Annotated in this window: 24 protein-coding genes; 15 read left to right on the top strand and 9 right to left on the bottom strand. The window is 70.5% G+C overall.

Features of this window, described 5'->3' with window-relative positions; all coding sequences use genetic code 11:
- Positions 1 to 277: 277 nt before the first annotated feature.
- Entirely contained in the window at positions 278 to 913 is a 636-nt protein-coding gene (locus HCC78_RS27525; protein ID WP_216671338.1) for a glutathione S-transferase family protein, read from the bottom strand.
- Positions 914 to 1,074: 161 nt separating this feature from the next.
- Here HCC78_RS27525 and HCC78_RS27520 point away from each other — a divergent pair, with 161 nt between their 5' ends.
- Positions 1,075 to 1,614 carry a carboxymuconolactone decarboxylase family protein gene (locus HCC78_RS27520; protein ID WP_172331978.1) on the top strand — a complete coding sequence of 180 codons (540 nt, stop codon included), beginning with the start codon at positions 1,075 to 1,077 and terminating at the stop codon, positions 1,612 to 1,614.
- A 4-nt stretch (positions 1,615 to 1,618) separates the two neighbouring features.
- Here HCC78_RS27520 and HCC78_RS27515 read toward each other — a convergent pair whose 3' ends face one another.
- The 7 genes from HCC78_RS27515 to HCC78_RS27485 all read right to left on the bottom strand — a co-directional run bounded on the left by HCC78_RS27515 (position 1,619) and on the right by HCC78_RS27485 (position 8,697).
- Positions 1,619 to 2,422 (bottom strand): DNA-binding transcriptional regulator, encoded by an 804-nt coding sequence (locus HCC78_RS27515; RefSeq protein WP_253949389.1) that lies wholly within the window; start codon positions 2,420 to 2,422, stop codon positions 1,619 to 1,621.
- 20 nt (positions 2,423 to 2,442) lie between these two features.
- On the bottom strand, positions 2,443 to 3,321 hold the full coding sequence (locus HCC78_RS27510) for a fumarylacetoacetate hydrolase family protein (RefSeq protein WP_172331977.1): 879 nt from the start codon (positions 3,319 to 3,321) through the stop codon (positions 2,443 to 2,445).
- Positions 3,322 to 3,325: 4 nt separating this feature from the next.
- Complete coding sequence (locus HCC78_RS27505; RefSeq protein ID WP_172331976.1) at positions 3,326 to 4,819, bottom strand: bifunctional 3-(3-hydroxy-phenyl)propionate/3-hydroxycinnamic acid hydroxylase; 1,494 nt, start codon at positions 4,817 to 4,819, stop codon at positions 3,326 to 3,328.
- 2 nt (positions 4,820 to 4,821) lie between these two features.
- Positions 4,822 to 5,802, bottom strand: coding sequence for a VOC family protein (locus HCC78_RS27500; protein WP_172331975.1), 981 nt, complete (start codon positions 5,800 to 5,802; stop codon positions 4,822 to 4,824).
- Between the two features lie 95 nt (positions 5,803 to 5,897).
- The gene (locus HCC78_RS27495; protein WP_172331974.1) at positions 5,898 to 6,893 is read right to left on the bottom strand and encodes a TRAP transporter substrate-binding protein; all 996 of its coding nucleotides are present in this window, start codon (positions 6,891 to 6,893) and stop codon (positions 5,898 to 5,900) included.
- A gap of 17 nt (positions 6,894 to 6,910) precedes the next feature.
- A complete protein-coding gene (locus HCC78_RS27490; RefSeq protein WP_172331973.1) occupies positions 6,911 to 8,212 on the bottom strand; it encodes a TRAP transporter large permease in 1,302 nt (433 codons plus the stop codon).
- Positions 8,212 to 8,697, bottom strand: coding sequence for a TRAP transporter small permease (locus tag HCC78_RS27485; RefSeq protein WP_172331972.1), 486 nt, complete (start codon positions 8,695 to 8,697; stop codon positions 8,212 to 8,214). Before HCC78_RS27485 ends, HCC78_RS27490 begins: the two co-directional genes overlap by 1 nt.
- Positions 8,698 to 9,189: 492 nt before the next feature.
- On the opposite strand from HCC78_RS27485, the gene phnC reads away from it, so the two are divergent.
- The 5 genes from phnC to HCC78_RS27460 all read left to right on the top strand — a co-directional run bounded on the left by phnC (position 9,190) and on the right by HCC78_RS27460 (position 13,846).
- Entirely contained in the window at positions 9,190 to 10,002 is an 813-nt protein-coding gene (phnC, locus tag HCC78_RS27480; protein ID WP_172331971.1) for a phosphonate ABC transporter ATP-binding protein, read from the top strand.
- A 55-nt stretch (positions 10,003 to 10,057) separates the two neighbouring features.
- Positions 10,058 to 10,987, top strand: a complete 930-nt coding sequence (gene phnD / locus HCC78_RS27475) for a phosphonate ABC transporter substrate-binding protein (RefSeq protein WP_172331970.1) — start codon at positions 10,058 to 10,060, stop codon at positions 10,985 to 10,987.
- A 65-nt stretch (positions 10,988 to 11,052) separates the two neighbouring features.
- A complete protein-coding gene (gene phnE / locus HCC78_RS27470; protein WP_172331969.1) occupies positions 11,053 to 11,916 on the top strand; it encodes a phosphonate ABC transporter, permease protein PhnE in 864 nt (287 codons plus the stop codon).
- Positions 11,913 to 13,232, top strand: a complete 1,320-nt coding sequence (gene phnE / locus HCC78_RS27465) for a phosphonate ABC transporter, permease protein PhnE (RefSeq protein WP_172331968.1) — start codon at positions 11,913 to 11,915, stop codon at positions 13,230 to 13,232. Before phnE (HCC78_RS27470) ends, phnE (HCC78_RS27465) begins: the two co-directional genes overlap by 4 nt.
- Complete coding sequence (locus HCC78_RS27460; protein WP_172331967.1) at positions 13,232 to 13,846, top strand: DapH/DapD/GlmU-related protein; 615 nt, start codon at positions 13,232 to 13,234, stop codon at positions 13,844 to 13,846. Before phnE (HCC78_RS27465) ends, HCC78_RS27460 begins: the two co-directional genes overlap by 1 nt.
- On the opposite strand, the gene phnF is transcribed toward HCC78_RS27460, so the two are convergent.
- Positions 13,843 to 14,559 (bottom strand): phosphonate metabolism transcriptional regulator PhnF, encoded by a 717-nt coding sequence (phnF, locus tag HCC78_RS27455; protein WP_216671337.1) that lies wholly within the window; start codon positions 14,557 to 14,559, stop codon positions 13,843 to 13,845. The two genes, HCC78_RS27460 and phnF, sit on opposite strands and share 4 nt — an antisense overlap.
- A gap of 82 nt (positions 14,560 to 14,641) precedes the next feature.
- Between phnF and phnG the strand changes: the two genes are divergently transcribed.
- From phnG to HCC78_RS27410, 9 genes are all read left to right on the top strand, one after another.
- Positions 14,642 to 15,088, top strand: a complete 447-nt coding sequence (gene phnG, locus HCC78_RS27450) for a phosphonate C-P lyase system protein PhnG (protein WP_172331966.1) — start codon at positions 14,642 to 14,644, stop codon at positions 15,086 to 15,088.
- Complete coding sequence (gene phnH, locus HCC78_RS27445; RefSeq protein WP_172331965.1) at positions 15,088 to 15,651, top strand: phosphonate C-P lyase system protein PhnH; 564 nt, start codon at positions 15,088 to 15,090, stop codon at positions 15,649 to 15,651. Before phnG ends, phnH begins: the two co-directional genes overlap by 1 nt.
- Positions 15,651 to 16,724, top strand: coding sequence for a carbon-phosphorus lyase complex subunit PhnI (locus tag HCC78_RS27440; RefSeq protein WP_172331964.1), 1,074 nt, complete (start codon positions 15,651 to 15,653; stop codon positions 16,722 to 16,724). Before phnH ends, HCC78_RS27440 begins: the two co-directional genes overlap by 1 nt.
- Before the next feature lie 176 nt (positions 16,725 to 16,900).
- Positions 16,901 to 17,221, top strand: a complete 321-nt coding sequence (locus tag HCC78_RS27435; RefSeq protein WP_172331963.1) for an endonuclease domain-containing protein — start codon at positions 16,901 to 16,903, stop codon at positions 17,219 to 17,221.
- Positions 17,218 to 18,069: an alpha-D-ribose 1-methylphosphonate 5-phosphate C-P-lyase PhnJ gene (locus HCC78_RS27430; protein ID WP_172331962.1), complete on the top strand. Its 852-nt coding sequence runs from the start codon at positions 17,218 to 17,220 to the stop codon at positions 18,067 to 18,069. The genes HCC78_RS27435 and HCC78_RS27430 overlap by 4 nt, the downstream gene beginning before the upstream one ends.
- On the top strand, positions 18,066 to 18,836 hold the full coding sequence (gene phnK / locus HCC78_RS27425) for a phosphonate C-P lyase system protein PhnK (RefSeq protein WP_172331961.1): 771 nt from the start codon (positions 18,066 to 18,068) through the stop codon (positions 18,834 to 18,836). Before HCC78_RS27430 ends, phnK begins: the two co-directional genes overlap by 4 nt.
- 28 nt (positions 18,837 to 18,864) lie before the next feature.
- Positions 18,865 to 19,548 carry a phosphonate C-P lyase system protein PhnL gene (phnL, locus tag HCC78_RS27420; RefSeq protein WP_172331979.1) on the top strand — a complete coding sequence of 228 codons (684 nt, stop codon included), beginning with the start codon at positions 18,865 to 18,867 and terminating at the stop codon, positions 19,546 to 19,548.
- Positions 19,545 to 20,093 (top strand): phosphonate metabolism protein/1,5-bisphosphokinase (PRPP-forming) PhnN, encoded by a 549-nt coding sequence (phnN, locus tag HCC78_RS27415; RefSeq protein WP_172331960.1) that lies wholly within the window; start codon positions 19,545 to 19,547, stop codon positions 20,091 to 20,093. The genes phnL and phnN overlap by 4 nt, the downstream gene beginning before the upstream one ends.
- Positions 20,094 to 20,129: 36 nt before the next feature.
- Positions 20,130 to 21,311: an alpha-D-ribose 1-methylphosphonate 5-triphosphate diphosphatase gene (locus tag HCC78_RS27410; RefSeq protein ID WP_172331959.1), complete on the top strand. Its 1,182-nt coding sequence runs from the start codon at positions 20,130 to 20,132 to the stop codon at positions 21,309 to 21,311.
- Positions 21,312 to 21,558: the final 247 nt, after the last annotated feature.

Below are 21,558 nucleotides of genomic sequence, written 5' to 3'. Positions count from 1 at the left end.
CCTCGGTGGCGTCCGGGCATGGGCATTCTTCCTCTGGAAGCCCGCGGAGGGCGAATTCAACCCGGCCGCCTGGCCCGCCCGCAGCGGCGCAATCCAAGTGCCGCGAATTGCCCCCCGGGCAAAGCCTGGTGACCGTGCCGGAAGCTTCCCCGCCTTCAGCCTGCCGCCTTCCTCGCCCCGCACCGACCCGCGCCTCGGAGCGGCGGAGACCGCACGGCGGAGCCATCTTCCGCGCCCGTCCACGGCGATCCGGCGCCGGGCGCAGAGGCGGGCGGCGTCAGCCTGCCTCTGCCGGGCGGGCGGGCCAGGCAAGCACGGTCCGCGCCGAGGCACGGGCGCGCAGGCCGTCCATGTAGCGCTCCAGCGCGGGCGTCAGGGCGACGCCGGTCCGGCCGCTCCAGGACAGCAGGTAGAAGGCCGCGGCATCGGCGATCGAAAAGCTGCCGAACAGGAAGGGCTGGCCGCCGAGCTGCTCCTCGAGCCGGGCCTGCCCCGCGGAAAGCACCTCCCTGCCATGCGCGCGGAGCACCTCCTGCATGGCCGGGTCGGCGGCGAACCGGTCCGGCCGCATGGCGAAGACCGATCCCCGCATGTGCAGGCCCGAAACGATGTGCTCGGTCAGTTCCAGCACGCGGATCTCGCGGTCCGGTTCCGCCGGAAGGAGCGCCGCCTCCGGATGCTGCCGCGCCAGCCAGAGCGCGATCACCGGGAACTCGGTCAGAACGGACCCGTCGGGCAGCTTCAGCGCCGGCACCTTGCCCTTGGGATTGACCGACAGGAAAGCCGCCCCGCGCTGCTCGCCCCGCGCCAGGTCGACGGGAACCATCGCATAGGGCGCGCCGGTCTCTTCCAGCAGCAGGTGGATGCCCAGCGAACAGGATCCGGGGGCGTGGAACAGGGTCATGCGGGCCATCTGGGGTCTCCCTGCGCGGTCTGCGCGATGCGGACAGCTATCCATGCACGCAGTCTGGCCGCAAGCGGCATGGCAGCGACGTTCGCCTGGCGGACGGTGCCGCGCCGGAACTTGCGGACCGGCGGCCGGGCCGGTTCAATGGGGCGAAAAGGGGGACTGGCATGACGCAAGACACTGGAATCGGCCCGCTCGGCGATGCCGATTGGCCGGAACGGGCCGAAGACCTGAGGACCGGCTTCGCCGGGGCGCTGAACATCTACCGCACGATGGCGCACCATCCCGACCTGCTGCGCGCCTGGGCGCCGCTGCGCCAGCATGTGGTCAAGGACAGCGCGCTCGGACCGGAGAATTCCGAGATCGCCATCCTGCGCACTGGCGTCCGGCTGGGGTCGTCATATGAATGGGCGCATCACGTCTCGCGGGCGCGCGCGCTCGGCATGCCGGACGAACGCATCGCCGCGGTGCTGGCCATGCCCGCGGGGCCGGACGGGCTGCTGGTGCGGGCGGTCGACGCGATCTTCGAGCATCACCGCCTGCCCGCGGAGCTGGAGCGCGAGCTGGCCGCGGCCTTCGGGCGGGAGGCGGTGTTCGACCTGATCGCCACGGTGGGCTTCTATTCGGTGCTGGGCACGATCCTGATGACCTATGACGTGCCTGTCGATGCCCCGGTCGCCGCCGAGATGGAGGCCAGGCCGCTCTGAGCCCTCAGTCCGGCAGGGCGGCGGCGATGCGGCCGGCAATGTCCAGCAGCGGGCCGCCGTAGTCGGACAGCGCCCGCCGCGTGCCCATGGCCGTGCGGATCCAGATCAGCGAGACGCAGCCCAGCAGCCCCCCCTCCGCGCGGATCGGCACGGCGAGCGAGGCGGTCTCCTGCCGGAACTCGCCGCTGTCGCGCACGGCGATGCCGCGCATGCGGGTCTCCGAGATCATCCGGACGAGCCAGCACTCGCCGAGAAACGGCAGATCCTCCGGATCGCCGAGCCGCCGGAGGTGGTCGAGGATCAGCGCGCGCTCCTCGTCGGGGCAGAAGGCCAGATAGGCCCGCCCGGCGGAGGTGCGCAGCATCGGCAGCCGGTAGCCGGTCATGCCGCGGTCGATCGACAGCGGCGAGCGGCCATGCGTGGTCTCCTGGATGACCATGGCGGCGTTGTGATAGACGGTCAGGTCGAGCGGCCAGACCACCTGACTGGCGTATTCGCCGAAGATCGGGCCGGCCGCCTGGGCGATCTCCGTGGTCAGCGCGTGCCCGTCGCCGAGCGCCGCGGCAAGCCGGGTGACCCGCACGAGCTGCGAGGTGGCGGAGAAGGCGACATAGCCCGCTTCTTCCAGCGTCTCCAGCAGCCGGTAGACGGTCGGACGGGGAATGCCGAGGGCCCTGGCGATCTCGCCCGGCCGCGCCTCGCCCACCTTGTTGACATGGCGCAGGATGGCGAGGCCCCGCACGAGCGCGCGCACGGAGCCGGGCGAGGATTTCGGCGGGGCGGAACCGTCTGTCATGGACAGCAGCATGTCACGCCCCCGCGCGGAAGTCAGGCATCCTCGGTGACGGGCGCATCCGCCCCTGCCGCGACCTCGGCCATGACCGGATTCCTGAGGATGCCGATGCCCGAGACCTCGACCTCGCAGACATCGCCGTCCTTCATGAAGAGCGGCGGGTTGCGCCGCGCGCCGACGCCCCCAGGCGTGCCCGAGACGATGACGTCGCCGGGCAGCAGCGGCAGGATAGTCGAGCAATAGGCGATCAGCCGCGGGATCGAGGTCACCAGCAGATCGACGGTGGTGTCCTGCATGACCTCGCCGTTCAGCCGGGTCTGCAGGTGCATCTTCGCCGGGTCCGGGATCTCGTCGGCGGTCACCATCCAGGGGCCGAAGCCGCCGGTCCCGGCAAAGGTCTTGCCCGGCATGAACTGGTGCGTGTGCTTCTGCCAGTCGCGCACCGAGCCGTCATTGTAGCAGGCATAGCCGGCCACGTAGTCAAGCGCCCCGGCCTCGGAAATCCGGCGGCCTTCCTTGCCGATGATGACGGCGACCTCGCCCTCGTAGTCGAACTTGTCGGATTCCAGCGGCTTGACGAGCGGCGCGCCATGCCCGATCTGCGACCCGGCATAGCGGGCGAAGAGCACCGGGTTCGGCGTCTCCTCGCGGCCGGTTTCCTCGATATGGGCGTGGTAGTTCAGCCCCACGCAGATGATCTTGTCCGGGTTCGGGATGACCGGCTCATGGGTCACCTCGTCGAAAGCGTAGTCAGGCGCCGCCGTGGCCAGTGCCGCGGCCTTGGCCATGTCGCCTGCCGCGAGAAAGGCGCGCAGGTCAGGCTCCGCGAAGCGGCGGCCGAGATCGACGATGCCTGCCTCGGTGACGAGGCCGTAGGAAGAGGTTCCGTTCTTGGAGAAGGAGCAGAGTTTCATGGGATCACACCAGTTCCGGTTGCTGAGTTTCGATTGGGTTCGGAAGGACGAGGGCGAAGAGCGCGGCCAGTTCCTCCGCAGTGTCCGCGCCGCCCAGCGTGTGGCGGTCGGGGCGCAGGACGGTGGCGCGGGCGCCGAGCCGGGCCAGATGCTCGGCCGCGTTCGAGTCCGCAGTCGTGACCAGCGCTACGCCCTCGGGCAGGTCCAGCCCCTCGGCCAGACCGGCCTCGGCCACCACGACGAATTGGTGGGGATAGCGGTCATCCATCCGCGTGCCGTCCGACAGGCGCGGCTGGCCGAAGAGCCGCCCGGCCGTTTCGCCGGTGCCGAGCCCTTCCCCAAGCGGCGGCGCGATGCTTTCCATCCGCGCCGAGCCGTCCGCCGAGGGCAGCGCGGCCCGCAGCGCCGCTTCGGTCCCGGCGGTATTGATCAGCCCGCCGAGCCGCACGGCGGTGGCGATGTATTCGCGGGCATTGGGCTTGCGTTCGCTCTCGTAGCTGTCGAGCAGCCGCTCCGCCGCCGCGCCCGTCACCTTGCCTTTGCAGATCAGCGCCAGCTTCCAGTAGAGGTTCGCCACGTCGCGGGTGCCCGCGCACATGCCCTGGCCCATGAAGGGCGGCGTCTGGTGGCAGGCATCGCCCGCCAGGATGAGCCGGCCCTTGCGCCAGTCCTCGGCGACGAGCGAGTGGAAGACATAGACCGCCGTCCGCTCCATCTCGGCCTCGTCGGGCGCGATCCAGTCGGAGACCAGGGCCCAGACGTTTTCCGGTTTGGCGATCTCGGCGCTGTCCTCGCCGGGCAGCACGGTGATCTCCCAGCGGCGCCGCTTGCCCGGGGTGCGGACATAGGTGGCCGGGCGGCCGGGGCGGCAATACTGGATGGAATGGTCGCCCAGCTCCGGCTTCTCGCCCTTCAGGATCAGGTCGACCACCAGCCAGCGTTCGTGGAAGCCCAGATCCTCCATGCCGCTCTCGATATAGCGGCGGATCAGCGAGCGCGCGCCGTCGCAGCCCACGACATAGGCGGCGGTCACGCGCTCGACCCTGCCGCAGGACATGTCCTCGAAGCGCAGCGCCACCTTGTCGCCCTGATCCTCGACATGGAAGACGTCGCAGCGCGTGCGCACCGTCACCTCCGGGCGTTCCGCCAGCCGCCCGCGCAGCAGCGCCTCCAGATCCGGCTGGTGGAAGCGGTAGTTGGCGCGCCAGCCCTGCGGTCCCTCGCCCTGCGGGCGCGGCCAGTCGAGGAGCAGCTTCCCGGCCCCGTCGACGAAGCGCATGCCGGGATGGATCGCGGTCATCGGCTCCATCGCGTCGGCAATGCCGATCCACTGGAACACCCGCATCACCTCGGCGTCGAAATGCACCGCCCGCGGCAGGTGGTAATGGGCGCTCTCGCGGTCGAGCACCAGGGTCTTCAGCCCGCACTGGCCCAGCAGATGGGCGAGCGTGGCGCCCGCGGGGCCATAGCCCACGATGGCAACGTCGTAATGGTCCATGGTCATTTCCACTGCTTGGTCAGTTCGGCATAGAGCCAGGGGCAATCGGCCACCGGCGGCGCGCGGCGGCCGTTGCGGGCGGCGTCGAGGCGCATGTCGCGCAGCCGCTTCCGCCCGCCTTCCTCGGTCAGGTAGAGCCGTTCGTGCCCCCAGAAGCTCGGGCCGTCATGGGTCTCGTGCGGCTCCCAGGTCGCCGGGTCGATCACCCGCCCGCCCCAGCCGTTCTCGACGAAGAAGCCCGAGGGCGAATGCGCGTAATAGGAGGTCATGTAGTCATTGGTGTGCCGGCCCAGCGTATAGGCGACGCGTCCCTCTTCCTGCTGGGCGAGGTCGAAGCCCTGGCCGACATCGTCGAGATTGCGGAATTCGACCATGAAATGGTGGAACCCCTCCTGCCCCGAGCCCACCATCGCGAAGGAATGGTGCCGCCCGTTGACGTGGAAGAAGTAGAGCCCGTAGGGGGTCAGCCCGTAATCCGAGACATGGAAATCCAGGTTGTCGCGGTAGAAGGGCAGCATCACGTCGATGTCCTTCACATGCAGCACCGCATGGCCCATCCCGTAGGGTCCGGTCTGGAACCCGTCGATCGGGCGGCCCGGACGGAAGGGATCGGTGGCGATCACCGGATCGTGGAACAGCTCGACGCGGTTGCCCATCGGGTCCTCGAACCAGATCAGGCTGCCCACCAGACGGCGGTCGCAGAGCTGGGGCGAGCCGGGATGAACCTGCACCCCGGCACGGTCGAGCCGCGCCGCATAGGTTTCGAGATCCTCGCGGCGCTCGACCTGCCAGCCCATGAAGGCCAGCGTGTCGCCAGGCTCGTCGGTGACCAGAAGCCGCTGCGCCCGGTCGTCCATGCGGAAGGCCAGCGCCTTGCCGCCGCGGTCGATCTTCTGCATTCCCAGCAGCTTGCCCGCGAAATCACCCCAGTCATCGAGCCTGTCGGAGCGTATGCCGAGATAGCCCAGAGCATTGATTGCCATGGTTGTCTCCTTCGAATGTCATGTGATGCGCCATCCTGCCAGTGCCGGGCGCAGCGGGGGAGCGCCGCGCCCGGCCTGTCCGGGAGGCGGACAGGTCAGTGCCCGGCGACCTCATGCGCGCGCTCCAGCGCCGCCTGCGCCGCTTCGGGGTCGGGCTGTTCTTCGATCCAGAGCTCGGGCGCGGCGGCAAAGGCCTCCTGCCAGAGTGCCGCCTGACCGGCATCGGGCTCGGTGAAGGTGACCTTGCCGCCCTCGCGGAAGGCCGCCTCGATCTCGGCATCGGTGGCATCGACCACCCCGGCGATCCAGCCGGCAGTGGCCCGGCCGGACATGGCGTCGATCACCGCGCGGTCCGCCTCCGACAGGCTGTCATAGCTGCGCCGGTTCATCAGGATCGACATCGGCTGCGCCATGAAGCCCGTGGTCGAGATATGGGGCGCGACCTCGTCGAGCCGGAAGGTGCGGTAGGCATCCATCACCCAGGCCGCGCCCGAGACCACGCCGCGCTCGAGGTTTTCATAGACCTGAGGTGCCGGGATGCCGACGCCCGAGGCCCCGGCCATCTCGAAGAGCTCCGAGCCGAATTTCGAGGGCGAGCGCAGCTTCAGCCCGTCCAGCTGGGCAGGTTCCTCAACGGCCGCATCGGTCATGAAGAAGCGGTAGGCGGGCGTGGTGAAGAGCGCGATCACCTTGTAATCGGCATATTCCGCGTCGAGCGCGCCATCTTCCTGCAGCGTGTTGAGGATGTCGGCGCCCATCGCCCCGGTTTCCACCAGCCCCGGCAGCTCGACCACGCCGGTCAGCGGAAAGAGCCCGGGCGTATAGGTCGGCACGACCAGCGCGATGTCGGCGACGCCCTTCTTCACCAGTTCCGCCTGCGCCGGCGGCGCGCCGAGGATGGAGCCGGGATAGAGCCGGAGCTGCGCGGCCTTGGAGAGCTTCGCGTTGGCCTCGTCGATCCAGGGCTGCAGGATCTTCGCGGAATAGAAGCCCTGGGCCGGTTCGAAGGACGAGACGCGCAATTCGCGGGCCTCCAGCGGCGCGGCGACGGCAAGCGCCAGAAGGCTGGCGGCAGTCAATCGGTTGAACATGGGTTCCTCCCTCAGGTTCAGACGGCGTTGAGCGGCAGCCAGATCACGATCGCGGGCAGCGCGATGATGATGGCGACGCGGATGAAATCGGCAGCAACGAAGGGCGCGGCGCCCTTCCAGAGCTCGGTCAGCTTCACCTCGGGAACGACGGCCTTGAGCACGAAGAGGTTCATGCCGACCGGCGGCGTGATCAGCCCCATTTCGACGACCATGACGGCGAAGATGCCGAACCAGATCAGGTTGATGCCGGCCGCATCGGCGATCGGCACGAAGAGCGGCACGGTCAGCAGCAGCATGGCGAGGCTGTCCATCAGCGTGCCGAGGACCAGGTAGATCGCCAGCATCAGCAGGATCACCAGCAATGGCTGGTCGAGGATGCCCGAGAACAGCCCGGTCAGCGAGAACGGCAGGCCGGAAAGCGCCAGGAAGAAATTGAAGAGGTTCGCCCCGATCAGCACGAGATAGAGCGCCCCGCAGGTCAGTGCCGTGTCCATCAGCGCGCCGAGGAAGCCCTCCGCCGACAGCCTGCGCGACAGGACGCCATAGGCCAGCACCACGGCCGCACCGATGGCGGCGGTCTCGTTGGCGGTGAAGAGCCCGGTATAGAGCCCGCCCATGATCAGCGCGAAGATTCCCACCGGCGGCAGCAGCTCTCGGACGGCGGCGCGGCGGGTCTCGCGGCAGGCGCGTTCGCGCTCCGGCGCGGCCGACCAGCCCAGACGGATCGGCAGCCAGATCGCCAGGCAATAGAGCAGGATCGCCAGGCAGATCGGCCCGGCCGTGGCAAGAAGGAGGTCGCGGATCGACTGCTCGGCGATGAAGGCATAGATCACCAGCACGGTCGAGGGCGGGATCAGGATGCCCAGCGTGCCGCCCGCCGCAACGGAACCGGCGGAAAGCGAACGGGAATAGCCGGCCTCCTGCATCTCCGGCAGCGCGATCCGCCCCATCGTGGCGGTGGTCGCCAGCGACGAGCCCGAGATCATGCCGAAGCCTGCCGAGGCGCCGATCGTGGCCAGCGCCAGCCCGCCGCGCCGGTGGCCCAGCAGCACCGCCATGGATCGGTAGAGCTTGGCGGAGAGCCCGCTCCTCGCCGCGACATTGCCCATCAGCACGAAGAGCGGCAGCATGGTCAGCGTGTAGTTGGTCAGGCTGTCCCAGATGGTCGTGGAGCCGATGGCCATGGCACCGGGAAAGCCGATGATCAGGCCGGAGCCGAGGAGCCCGACCAGCCCAAGCGCCACGGCGACCGGGATTTCGAGGAAGATCATGAGGATGGCGGCGCCGAAGCCGAGTCCGCCGAGAAGGATGCCGTCCATCACCAGCTCCGGTCGTTCTTGAGCGCGTAGCGCAGCCCGGCAAGGGCCGCGATCAGGCAGGCGGCCAGCGCGGCCGCGACGATGGCGGTGGCCGCGGGGATCGGCAGGCCCAGGTCCGCCGTCGTCTCGGGCGAGCCGATCTTCTCGGCGGCGGCCTCCGCCATGATCCAGAAGAGCAGCCCGGCGAAGCCCGCCGAGACGGCCGCGCCCATGAGGCCGAGCGGCCGGCCGAAGCGGTTCGGCATCAGCTCGGACAGCAGCCGCGCGGTGACATGGCTCTGCATCGCGTAGCAGACCGGCATGGACAGCAGCGCCCCTAGCCCGATCGACAGCGAGGTCAGCTCGATCGCGCCGGGGATGTTGCGCGAAGCCGCGGCGCGCAGGACGACATCGCCGACGGTCACGGCGGTGCCGAAGAGGAAGCAGGCTCCGGCGGCGGCAAGGAAGCCGCGCGAGACGATCTTCTTCGCGGAGGGCCGGATCATCGGCGCGACTCCGCAGCGGCGGCAAGGTTCGGGGGTTTGGGCATGTGCATGGCGTTCCTCCCAGACGCGGTGCCCCGTTCTTAGGCCCTGCGCCGGGGGCCCAACACGGAAAGCCCGCAACTGTCCGCCAGGCGGACAGTTCCCGCCGCGTGCCCCGGTCGGCGTGCTGCGGGAAGGCAGGCATCGCGGATGCCGTGCGGCCGACCGGGGCTGCTCCGCCCGCGGCGGGGAGCGGCGGGTCCCCCACGCGCCTCGGGCCGGGGCCGTCCGGGCGGACGCCCGCGCCGACGGCGAGGCAGCCCTGCCTCCGGAGACGGAGAGGACCCCGGCCGCTTCCGGGCGCGCCTCCCTGCCCGGCCGGCACGGGGCCGCAGCGCGAGCCTGCCGCAACTTCCCCCGCTGGAGCGGGCAGGCTTCACAAATCCGTTGCGCGCCCGTCACGAAACCGACGCGCCCGCGCCCTAGCAGGACCCGCGACGAAAGAGGTGACGCATGTTGCAGGTCGAAAATCTGACCCGGCGCTTCGGCAGCAGGACGGCCGTGGACCGGGCCAGCTTCGCGGTGGAGAAACCCGCGATGATCGGCATCATCGGCCGGTCGGGCGCGGGCAAGTCGACGATGCTGCGGATGCTGAACCGGCTGACCGATGCCAGCGAGGGGCGCATCCTCTTCGACGGCGCGGAGATCTCCGCGTTCCGCGGCGCAGACCGCCGCCGCTGGCAGAGCCGCTGCGCGATGATCTTCCAGCAGTTCAACCTGGTGCCGCGGATGGACGTGGTGTCGAACGTGCTGCACGGCACGCTGAACCGCCGCTCCACGCTGTCCACGATGTTCAACCTCTACCCCGAGGCCGACATCCACCGCGCCATCGGCATCCTGGAGCGCCTCGGCATCGCCGAGCACGCGCCGAAGCGGGCCGAAGCGCTGTCGGGCGGCCAGCAGCAGCGCGTCGCCATCGCCCGGGCGCTGATGCAGGAACCCGACATCATCCTCGCCGACGAGCCGATCGCCTCGCTCGACCCGATGAATGCGCAAGTCGTGATGGACACGCTGCGCCGCATCCACGAGGAGGACGGCCGCATGGTGATCGCGAACCTGCACACGCTGGACACCGCGCGGCGCTACTGCGACCGGGTGATCGGCATGCTCGACGGCCGCATCGTCTTCGACGGCACCCCCGCGCAGCTGACCACCGGCGTCGCCCGCGACATCTACGGCGCCGGCGCGGATTTCTCCGAATACGCGACCTCGACCGCCATCGTCACCCCGGCCGCCGCGCTGCGCGAGGCCGAGGCCCATATCTGATCCGACCCAACCGGCCGCGTCCCGGTCCGGGGCGGCCATACCAAGGAGAGAGAAAATGAAAGCTCTTGCACTTGCCCTGGCCGCGTCCACGGCCCTCGTCTCCGCTGCCTCCGCCCAGGAGATCAGCGAATTCCGCCTCGGCATCCTCGGCGGCGAGAACGCCCAGGACCGCATCGCCAACAACGAATGCCTGGCCGAGCAGATCACCGCCAAGCTGGGCGTGCCGGTCAAGATCTTCGCGCCCGCCGACTACAACGGCGTGATGCAGGGCCTGCTGGGCGGCACCATCGACGCCGCGATCCTCGGCGCCTCGGGTTATGCCGGCGTCTACCTCCAGGACCCCGAAGCGGTCGAGCCGGTCCTGGTCAAGACCAACCTCGACGGCTCCTACGCCTATTACTCCATAGGCTTCGCCCGCAAGGACAGCGGCATCGCCACCCTGGCCGATGCCAAGGGCAAGGTCTTCGGCTTCGGCGACCCGAATTCCACCTCGGGCTACCTGATCCCGTCGGTCGAGATCCCCGCCTCCAACCCCGACATCCCGGCGGCCGCCATGCAGGACGGCGCATCGGACTACTTCGCCGACGTCAAGTTCACCGGCGGCCACGAGCAGACCATCGTCGCGGTCTATAACGGCGACATCGACGCCGGCGTGACCTGGGCCGACGGCCAGGGCAACTGGGAGGACGGCTACAACTCGGGCGCGCTGCGCAAGGCGGTCGATGCGGGCCTGGTCGACATGAACGAGATGGTCCAGATCTGGCAGTCGAAACCGATCCCCGAGGGCCCCTTCGTCCTGCGCAAGGCGCTGCCGCAGGACGTCAGGGCCGAGGTCACCTCGATCATGGACAACCTCTACGAAACCGACGCGGACTGCGCCTACGGCGTGGCCGGGGGCGACACGCTGGGCTTCAACCCGATCAGCCATGACGCCTACGAGTCGATCATCGCCGTGCGCCGCGCGAAGATCGAGCAGGGCTCCTGACCGCCTGATCCCTTTCCCGCGGGCCCGGCAATGTCCGGGCCCGCGCCCTTTTGCCGAGTCTCCGCATGTCCGACCTTGCCCATGCGCCCGCGGGCGCCATCCGCGACAGCTACATGGCCGAGCTGCGCCGCCGCAGGCTCTACGGCGGGCTGGCGCTGCTTGTCTTCGCCGCCCTGATGGCCGCGGGCTTCCAGACGGCCAATGACCGCAATGCCGGCGGCTTCCTCGACGGGCTGCACCGGATCGGCGACTATCCCGCGATGGTGCTGTCCGAGGCCTGGGAGAAGCGCGCCCAGCTGCCCGGGAAACTGCTGGAATACCTGCCGGACCTGGTCGAGACCCTGAACATCGCCGCCGTCTCCACCCTGGCCGGAGCGATGGCCGGCACGGTGCTGGCCTTCCTGTCGATCCCCGGGCTCGCGCCCTGGCCGCGGGCGGTGCCGCTGTTCCGCCGCCTGATGGACCTGATGCGCGCGATCCCCGAGATCGTCATTGCGCTGATGCTGATCTTCGTGCTCGGCGGCGGGCCGGTCCCGGCGGTGATCGCCATTGCCTTCCACACCGCCGGTGCGCTCGGCAAGCTGTTCTCGGAGGTCGCCGAGAATGCCGATGCCAAGCCGGTCGAGGGGCTGGCCTCTGTCGGGGCGGCCTGGGGGCAGCGCATGGCGCTCGGCGTGCTGCCGCAGGTGGCGCCCAACTTCCTCAGCTACGCGCTGCTGCGCTTCGAAATCAATGTCCGCGCCTCTGCGATCCTCGGCTTCGTCGGCGCGGGCGGGATCGGCTACGAGCTGAAGAACGCCATGTCCTGGGGGCCGGGCCGGTTCGGCGACGCCGCCGCGATCTTCCTGCTGCTCTTCGGCGCGATCGTGGCCTTCGACCAGCTCTCGGGCCATGTCCGCCGCCGTCTCGTCGAAGGAAGCCGCACATGACCGCCGTCGATGCAGGCGACCTGCGCGCCTCGGCAAGCCGCCTGTTCCGCCGCAAGCAGCTGGCGGGGTTCGGCCTGCTGGCGGGCGTCGTGCTCTATCTCGCCTATGCCGCCTTCGCCTTCGACATTGCCGGGCTGCTGGGCCGGGCGCGCTGGGAAAACGCCGTGGTGCTGGCCTCGGACAGCTGGAGCTACAAGACCCATGTCGAGCGGCAGCACCGCTCGGGCGAGATCGAGATCGCAATCGAGGGCGAGCGCCGCGGCACCTATCCCCCCGGCCAGGCGCCGGACTGGATCGGCCTCGGCGACATGGTGACGGTCAATCTGGGCCATGGCGCGACCGCGCGGCTGCTGCCCGGCAACGTCACCGAGCTGGAGATCCCCGGCTACGGCAGCGCGCGCCTGGCGCTGGAAGGCCGCAACATCTCGAACGATTTCGGCGGCGTGCTGCCCGCCTGGGTCAGCGCGTCGGACAAGCGGGTGATGGTCACCCTGCCCGGTGCGCGCGTGACGATGACCCCGGCCCGCACCGAGATCTTCCGCTATTTCTTCGGCTGGGACCTGTTCTGGTTCACCCTCGACAGCCCGTATTTCGGTCACGGAACGGGCGAGATCCTATTCGGCCCGCGCCTCGATCCGGCGCGCGGCAACATAGCGGGCGCGGCGCATGACTGGTGGACCAACGCCGTCTGGCACCACAAGGACGTTGCCTGGGCAATCTGCGAGACGATCCTGATGGCCTTCCTCGGCACCTTCGGCGCGGCCCTCGCGGCGCTGCCGCTGGCCTTCCTCGCGGCGCGGAACTTCACGCCGGTCTGGCTGGTGCGCGGACTGTTCCGCCGGGTCTTCGATTTCATCCGCGGGGTGGACTCGCTTATCTGGACCATCGTGCTGGCCCGCGCCTTCGGGCCCGGCCCGCTGACCGGCGCGCTGGCGATCCTGGTCACCGACACCGGCACTTTCGGCAAGGTCTTCTCCGAGGCGCTGGAGAACATCGACGGCAAGCAGGTGGAGGGCATCCGATCCACCGGCGCCAACGCGCTGCAGCGCGCGCGCTTCGGCGTGCTGCCGCAGATCGTGCCGGTGCTGGCCAGCCAGGTGCTGTATTTCCTCGAGTCGAACACCCGCAGCGCGACGATCATCGGCGCCATCACCGGCGGCGGCATCGGCCTGCTGCTGACCCAGGCGATGCAGACCCAGAAGGACTGGGAGGAAGTCGCCTATTACATCGTGCTGATCGTGCTCATGGTAATGGCGATGGACTGGCTCTCGGGCAAGCTGCGCGCCGCCCTGATCGGGCGCGGGAGCGGACATTGATGCCGCGTCTCGGCCCCGATCCGGTCCAGCATCCCGATTGCGAGATCTCGGACAGCCGCTTCGGCACGTTCTGCGAGATCGGCCGCGGCAGCCGCCTGACTCGGGTCGAGATGGGCGATTACAGCTATTGCGACCGCTATGCCGAGATTGCCAATGCGCGGATCGGCAAATTTGCCAACATCGCCGCCTTCTCGCGGATCGGCGCCACCGACCATCCGCTGGAGACCGCCGCCTGCCACCATTTCCTCTACCGCTCGGACGACTACTGGGACGATGCAGACCCGGACGAGGCGTTCTTCGCCCGCCGCCATGCCCGGATCGCCGAGATCGGCCACGACACCTGGATCGGCCATGGCGCGATGGTGAAACCGGGCGTGACGCTCGGCCATGGCGCGGTCGTCGCCTCCGGCGCGGTCGTGACCAGGGACGTGGCGCCCTACATGATCGTCGCGGGCGTCCCGGCGGCGCCGCTGCGCGAGCGGCTGCCGCGGGAGCTGGCCGAGCGGATGATCGCGCTCGGCTGGTGGGACTGGGACCACGGCCGCCTGCGCGCCGCCCTCGAGGCGTTCCGCAGGCTTCCGGCCGAGGCCTTCCTCGAGGCGCATGGCGGCTAGTCTTCCCCGCCCAGCGTCAGCGTGATCCGTTCCCCGGCCCACCAGGTGCGGCCATGCTCCACCGGCTGCCCGTCGGGGCCGAGATTGAGGGCCGTCGTGCAGAGCAGCGGCGCGCCCTCCGGCAGTTCCAGCAGGAGCGCTCGGGTTGCGCTGGCCGGCACGGCGGTGATCCGCGTCCAGGCTCGGGTGTAATCGGCGACCCCCGCAGCCCGCAGCGCCAGGGTAACCCCCTGCCCTCCGGCCAGCGCTTCGGCAATGCCGGGCAGGCGCGCGACCGGAAAAAGCGACTCCGACAGCGCCAGCGGCCGCCCGTCGCCCAGCGACCGGCCGCGGCTGACCAGAAGCGGTTCGCCCGGCGCGATCCCCAGCCAGCCGGCCTCGGCCCCGGTGGCGGCGCGGGTCTCCTGCCCCAGGCTCTCGCGCCCGGGACGCTGCCCCGCGGCCAGCAGGTTCTCGGTGAAGCGGGTACGGCGGCCGATCGGATAGTCCGCGGGCCGCGCCGCGACGAAGGCGCCCGAGCCGCGGCGGGTCAGCACCAGCCCCTCTTCCACCAGCGCGGACAGCGCATGGCGCACCGTGTGCCGGTTCACGCCGAACCGCGCGGAGAGCTGCGCCTCGGTGGGCAGGCGGTCGCCCGGGGCATAGCCGCCCTCGGCGATCTCGCGGCGCAGTGCGCGGGCGATTTCCGCCCAGATCGGTGTCCTGTCACCCAAAATTCACAATTCCCCTCTCGCGCCCCGCTCCGGCCTGGGGCATAATGTGTCTAGTTGTCTAGTATATTGGGAAGTTGTCGAGATGGAAAGCGCGAACGCGGAGCGGCAGGCCTGGATGGGCCTTCTGGCGAAGGCGCCGCCGGGACGGGCGGCCGGGCTGCTCGATGCCGCGATGGCGCGCCCGGCCTTTGCCTGGCTGCGCGCGCCCGAGACCGGCAGCGTCATGGTGCGCGGCCGGGCCGGCGCCACCGGCGCGCCCTTCAACCTGGGCGAAATGACCGTGACGCGCTGCAGCCTGCGGCTCGGCTGCGGCACGGTGGGCCATGCCTGTCTGCAGGGCCGCTCGAAGCCCGATGCCGAGGCCGCGGCGCTGATCGACGCGCTCATGCAGACCGGGGCGGCTGCGGCACTGAGGACGGCGGTGCTCGATCCGCTGGCCGGCGAACGCGACGCCGCCCGGCGCAGCCGCGCCTCGAAGGCGGCGGCCACCAAGGTGGATTTCTTCACGATGGTCAGGGGAGACGACTGATGCCGGCAGAGGCACTCGAAGGCGGCTTTGCCGCCCCCGCCAAGGAGGCCGCGCGCGGCTTCCGCCAGGTGATGGAGGCGATGGCCCGGCCGGGCCGCATCGCCGAGCTTGGCGGCGCCAGCCCGCCCGCGCCGCTCTCGGTCGCCGCCGGGACCGTGCTTCTGCTGCTCTGCGACGGCGACACGCCGCTGCATCTGGCCGGTGAGGCCGACTGCCCGGAGGTCCGCGCCTGGGTCTCCTTCCATTGCGGGGCGCCGCTGGCTGCGGCCGCGGACTGCGCCTTTGCCGTCGGCACCTGGGAGGCGCTGGCTCCGCTCGGCCGCTACCGGGCCGGCACGGCCGACTATCCCGACCGCTCCGCAACGCTGATCGCGGAACTGCCGCGGCTTGCCGCCGAGGGCACGCGCCTGTCGGGCCCCGGGATCGCCGGCGAGGCCTGGCTGTCGCTGCCGGAAACGGAGGCCTTCCGCGCAAATGCGGCGCGCTTCCCGCTCGGGCTGGATTTCCTGTTCACCAGCGGCACGCGCCTGGCGGCGCTGCCGCGCAGCACGCGGGTCGGCTGATGTATGTTGCAGTCAAGGGCGGCGAGCGCGCCATCGGCAATGCCCATGCCTGGCTGGAGGAGGAGCGCCGCGGAGATGTCGGCGTGGCCGAGCTATCGGTCGCGCAGATCCGCGGGCAGCTGGCGCTGTCGGTCAACCGGGTGATGGCCGAAGGCGCGCTGCACGATCCCGACTTGGCCGCGCTGGCGATCAAGCAGGCCCGCGGCGACCTTGTGGAGGCGGTGTTCCTGATCCGGGCCTACCGGACGACGCTGCCGCGTTTCGGCGCGGCGCAGCCGGTGGAAACCGCGGAAATGGCCTGCGACCGGCGCATCTCGGCAACCTTCAAGGATCTGCCCGGCGGGCAGGTGCTGGGCCCGACCTTCGACTATACCCACCGGCTGCTGGAGTTCCGCCTCGCCGCCGAAGGCGGGACGCCCGAAGCGGCCCCGGAGAATCCCGCGGCGCCCGAGCCGGTGCCGCATGTGGCGGCGTTCCTCGGCCGCGACGGGCTGATCGAGCCCGCCGGAGATGGCGAGGCCGTGCCGCCCGACCTGACCCGCGAACCGCTGGAGCTGCCGGCCTGCCGCGCGCTGCGCCTGCAGGCGCTGGCCCGCGCCGACGAGGGCTTCCTGCTGTCGCTCGCCTATTCGACCCAGCGCGGCTATGCGCGCAACCATGCCTTCGTCGGCGAGCTGCGCATCGGAAAGGTCGCAGTCGAGATGGACATCCCCGAGCTGGGATTCCCGGTCGAGATCGGCGAGGTGACGCTGACCGAATGCGAGACGGTGAACCAGTTCAAAGGCTCGAAGACCGAGCCGCCGCAATTCACCCGCGGCTACGGGCTGGCCTTCGGCCAGACCGAGCGCAAGGCAATCGCGATGGCGCTGGTCGACCGCGCGCTGCGCTGGCGGGAGCTGGGCGAGGAGTTCACCGGCGCCCCCGCCCAGGATGCGGAATTCGTGCTGAGCCACGCCGACAACGTGCAGGCCACCGGGTTTCTCGAACATATCAAGCTGCCGCATTACGTGGATTTCCAGTCGGAGCTGGAGCTGGTCCGCAAGCTGCGCGCGGAAGCGGAGGCAAGCGCATGAGCCGCGCCGCCGGAGCCCCCCTCACCCCATCCCTCTCCCCGGCGGGGAGAGGGAGACGTCCCTCTGGCCACCCGCCCACGTTAACCTTCCGTTTGCCAATCTTGCCGAACCTCCGGTCGTTCAGCGGCCTCCCTCTCCCCGCCGGGGAGAGGGCCGGGGTGAGGGGGAAGCGGCACATGAGAAACCATCCCGTCGACATCCACAACGCGCGGCTCCTGCGGCAGGCGGCATCCCCCGCCGAAACCTGGCTGTGGGAGCAGCTCCGGTCCCGCCGGTTCCACGGCCTCAGGTTCCGCCGCCGGCCCGTGCTGCGCGGCCTCGCCGCCAGCTTCGCCTGCCCGGAGCGCCGGACCGTGCTGCAGATCGACAGCCCCGACCCGCGGACCGACGCCGGGTTCGGCCGCCTCGGGATCGTAACGCTCCACCTCACCGAAGCCGAAATCCTGGACGATCCGGACGCCGCCCTGGACCGGATCGCGCGAAAGCTGCTGCCATGACCGATGCCGCCTACAATTTCGCCTATCTTGACGAGCAGACCAAGCGGATGATCCGCCGTGCCATCCTCAAGGCGCTTGCCATCCCGGGCTGCCAAGTGCCCTTCGCCAGCCGCGAGATGCCGATGCCCTATGGCTGGGGCACCGGCGGCGTGCAGCTCTCGGCCGCTGTGCTGGTGCCCGAGGACCGATTCAAGGTCATCGACCAGGGCGCGGACGACACCACCAACGCCGTCTCGATCCGCAAGTTCTTCGAGCGCACCGCCGGCGTCGCCACCACCACCCGCACCGCGGACGCGACCGTGATCCAGACCCGCCACCGCATCCCCGAGACGCCGCTGGCCGAAGGCCAGATCCTCGTCTACCAGGTGCCCATTCCCGAACCCCTGCGCTTTCTCGAGCCGCGCGAGACCGAGACGCGGCGGATGCATGCGCTCGGCGATTACGGGCTGATGCATGTGAAGCTCTACGAGGACATTGCCCGGCACGGCCATGTCTCCGCCGCCTATGCCTATCCGGTGATGGTGGAGGGCCGCTATGTCATGGACCCCTCGCCGATCCCGAAATTCGACAACCCCAAGCTTTCCGGCTGCCCGGCGATCCAGCTGTTCGGCGCCGGGCGCGAGCAGCGCATCCACGCCCTGCCGCCCTATACCAACGTGGTCAGCCTCGATTTCGAGGACCATCCGTTCGAGGCCTCCAAGCCGGAGCATCCCTGCGCGCTCTGCGGCGCGACGGAGAGCTATCTCGACGAGGTGATCACCGACGACCGCGGCACCCGAATGTTCGTCTGCTCCGACACCGATTTCTGCACATCCCGCCGCGACGCAGCCCTGGAGGCCGCCCAATGACCCCGATCCTGTCGGTCCGCACCCTCTCCAAATCCTACGGGCCCCGGCTCGGCTGCCGCGGCGTCTCCTTCGATCTCTGGCCCGGCGAGGTCATGGGCATCGTCGGCGAGAGCGGCTCGGGAAAGTCGACGCTGCTCGGCTGCCTTGCCGGGCATCTGGCGGCGGATGCGGGCCAGGTGATCTTCGACACGCGCAGCCACGGCCCGCGCGACGTGCTGGCCATGGCCGAGCCCGAGCGGCGGGCGCTGTCGCGCAGCGAGTGGGCCTTCGTCCACCAGCATGCCCGCGACGGGCTGCGCATGGGCGTCTCGGCGGGCGGCAACGTCGGCGAGAGGCTGATGGCGGCGGGCGCGCGGAACTACGGCGCGATCCGCGGCGCGGCGCAGGACTGGCTCGCCCGCGTCGAGATCGACCCGGGGCGCATCGACGACCGGCCCTCGGCCTTCTCGGGCGGCATGCAGCAGCGGCTGCAGATCGCGCGCAATCTCGTCACCGGGCCGCGGCTCGTGTTCATGGACGAACCGACCGGCGGGCTCGACGTCTCGGTGCAGGCGCGGCTCCTCGACCTGTTGCGCGGGCTGGTGCGCGACATGGGGCTCTCGGCAGTGATCGTCACCCATGATCTCGCCGTGGTGCGCCTGCTCGCCGACCGGCTGATGGTGATGAAATCCGGCGAGGTCGTCGAGCAGGGCCTGACCGACCAGGTGCTCGACGATCCGCAGCACGGCTACACCCAGCTGCTGGTCTCCAGCGTTCTGGCAGCCTGAGGGGACGGACATGGACGGAAACGGACGGATGATCGAGATCGCGGGCGTGTCGAAGCGCTTCGTGCTGCACAACCAGGGCAGCGCGGAAATCCCGGTTCTGGCCGGGGCGGGCTTCTCGGTGGCAAGGGGCGAATGCGTGGCGCTGACCGGCGCCTCGGGCGCGGGCAAGTCGACGCTGATGCGGATGATCTACGGCAATTACCGCACCGACGAGGGCCGCATCGCCATCGGCGGGATCGACATGGCCGGGGCCGAGCCGCGGCAGGTGATCCGGCTGCGCCGCGAGGTGCTGGGCCATGTCAGCCAGTTCCTGCGCGTCGTGCCGCGGGTGCCGACCATCGAGGTCGTGGCCGAGCCGCTGCGCATCCTCGGCATGGCGGAGGCCCCGGCCCGCGACCGCGCTGCCGCGCTGCTCGGGCGGCTGAACGTCCCCGAGCGGCTCTGGACGCTCTCGCCCACCACCTTCTCGGGCGGCGAGCAGCAGCGGGTCAACATCGCCCGCGGCTTCGTCCATCCCTATCCGGCGCTGCTGCTCGACGAGCCGACCGCCAGCCTCGACCCGGCAAACCGCGCGGTCGTGCTGGATCTCATCCGCGAGGCCAAGGCGCGGGGCTGCGCGATCGTCGGCATCTTCCACGACGCCGGGGCGCGCGCCGAGATCTGCGACCGCGAGATCGACATGACCGCCTTCTCGCCGGAGCGCGCGCAATGACCGGCACCGGGCGCCTGGTCGCGGTGGTCGGCGCCTCGGGCGTGGGAAAAGACAGCCTGATCCGCGCCCTCGTCCGCGCCGCGCCGCATCTCGTGCCGGTCCGCCGCGTGATCACCCGAGCGCCGGGCCTGGGCGGCGAAGACTACATCGCGGTCAGCGAGGCCGAGTTCCGCGTCCGCGAGGCGGCCGGCGCCTTCTGCCTCTGCTGGGCGGCGCACGGCCTGCGCTACGGCATTCCCGCCGGGGTGGCCGCGGACGTCTCCGCCGGGGGCGGCCGGATCGCCAACCTGTCGCGCAGCGTGCTGGCCGAGGCCGCCGCGGTCTTTCCCCGCCTCGCCGTCCTCAACGTCACGGCTCGGCCCGACACCCTGGCGCGCCGCCTCAGGGGACGCGGACGCGAGGATGCGGGCGAGATCGCGCGGCGGCTGGCGCGCGCCGCCGCGCCGCTGCCACCCGGCATCGCCGCCCACCCGGTCGAAAATGACGGGCCGATCGAAGACACCGTGGCCCGCGCCCTGGCGCTGCTGGCCGCCGATCACGCCTGACCCTTTTCCGCCAGCCTCCCCCGAAGGACCCCTGCCATGGACCAGTTCGTCGCCTCCGCCCTGCCGCATCCTGCGGTTTCCGCCAGTTTCCGCCTCGGCAATGCCAGGCTGGTGCTTCCCGACCGGGTGGAGCCCGGCTGGATCGCGGTGGAGGATGGGCAGATCGCCGGGATCGGCTTCGGCGCGGGTCTGCCTGCCGGTGCGGTCGACTGCGGCGGCGACCTGCTGATGCCCGGCCTCGTCGAGCTGCACACCGACAATCTGGAGCGGCATATCGAGCCCCGCCCCGAAGTTGCCTGGCCGCACCGCCCGGCGCTCCTGGCGCATGACGGCGAGCTGGCCTCGGCCGGGATCACCACGGTCTTCGACGCGCTGCGCGTCGGATCGATCACCTCGCAGGACCAGGGCTACGGCAAATACGCCCGCGGCGTGGCCGACGAACTGACAGAGCTGCGCCGCCTCGGCGCCTTCCGGATCTCGCATTTCGTTCATCTGCGCGCCGAGATCTGCTCGGAGACGCTGCTTGAGGAACTGGCGGAGTTCGGCCCCGGCGACCGGATCGGCATCCTCAGCCTGATGGACCACACGCCCGGGCAGCGGCAGTTCCGCGACATCTCCAAGCTGAAGGCGTACTGGGCGGGCAAGCGCGGCTTCACCGATGCGGCCTTCGAGGCGCATGTCGTCCATCTTCACGCGCTGCAGGACCGCTTCGGCGCCAGCCACGCGGCCGGGGCCGCCGCCGAGGCGCGCAGGCTGGGCGCGGTGCTGGCCAGCCATGACGACACCACGCCGGACCAGGTGGCAGAGTCGCGCGGCAAGGGCGTGGCCTTCGCGGAGTTCCCCACGACGGCGGAGGCCGCCGCCGCCTGCCGCGAGCAGGGCATCGCCATCATGATGGGCGCGCCCAACATCGTCCGCGGCGGATCGCATTCGGGCAATGTCGCGGCGCTGGCCCTGGCCGAATTCGGGCTGCTCGACATCGTGTCGTCGGATTACGTGCCGTCCTCGCTGCTGCTGGCCGCGTTCCGGCTGGCGGAGTTCTGGGACGACCTGCCGCGCGCGGTGCGCACCGTCACCGAGGCACCCGCCCGGGCTGCCGGGCTGGCCGACCGCGGACGGCTGGAGGCGGGGCAGCGGGCGGACATGCTGCGCGTCGCCGGCATTGGCGGCCAGCCAGTGCTGCGCGGCGTCTGGAGCCGCGGCCGGCAGGTCGGCTGATCTCCGGTTTGTCTTGCAGTTCCCCGCAAGTTGGTGCGGTGAATTGGTTCGCCTGCCGGCCTTGGCCCTGGCGACGGCGATAGGGCCATGATGCGCCATGCGGCACCGGATGCGCGAGGTGCGGGCATGGCACGGAGCCGGGTGGAAACGGAAGCCGCCGGGTGCGATCCGGGGGACGGGCGGCTGGACCGCAGGCTCGGGGCGATGCCCGGGGCCCTCGGGGAGCGGCCGGGGAAACCGCTGCCCG

It is taken from the genome of Mangrovicoccus sp. HB161399, from assembly GCF_013184745.1.
GTDB lineage: Bacteria > Pseudomonadota > Alphaproteobacteria > Rhodobacterales > Rhodobacteraceae > Mangrovicoccus.
This window is presented reverse-complemented; position numbering and strand designations above follow the sequence as displayed.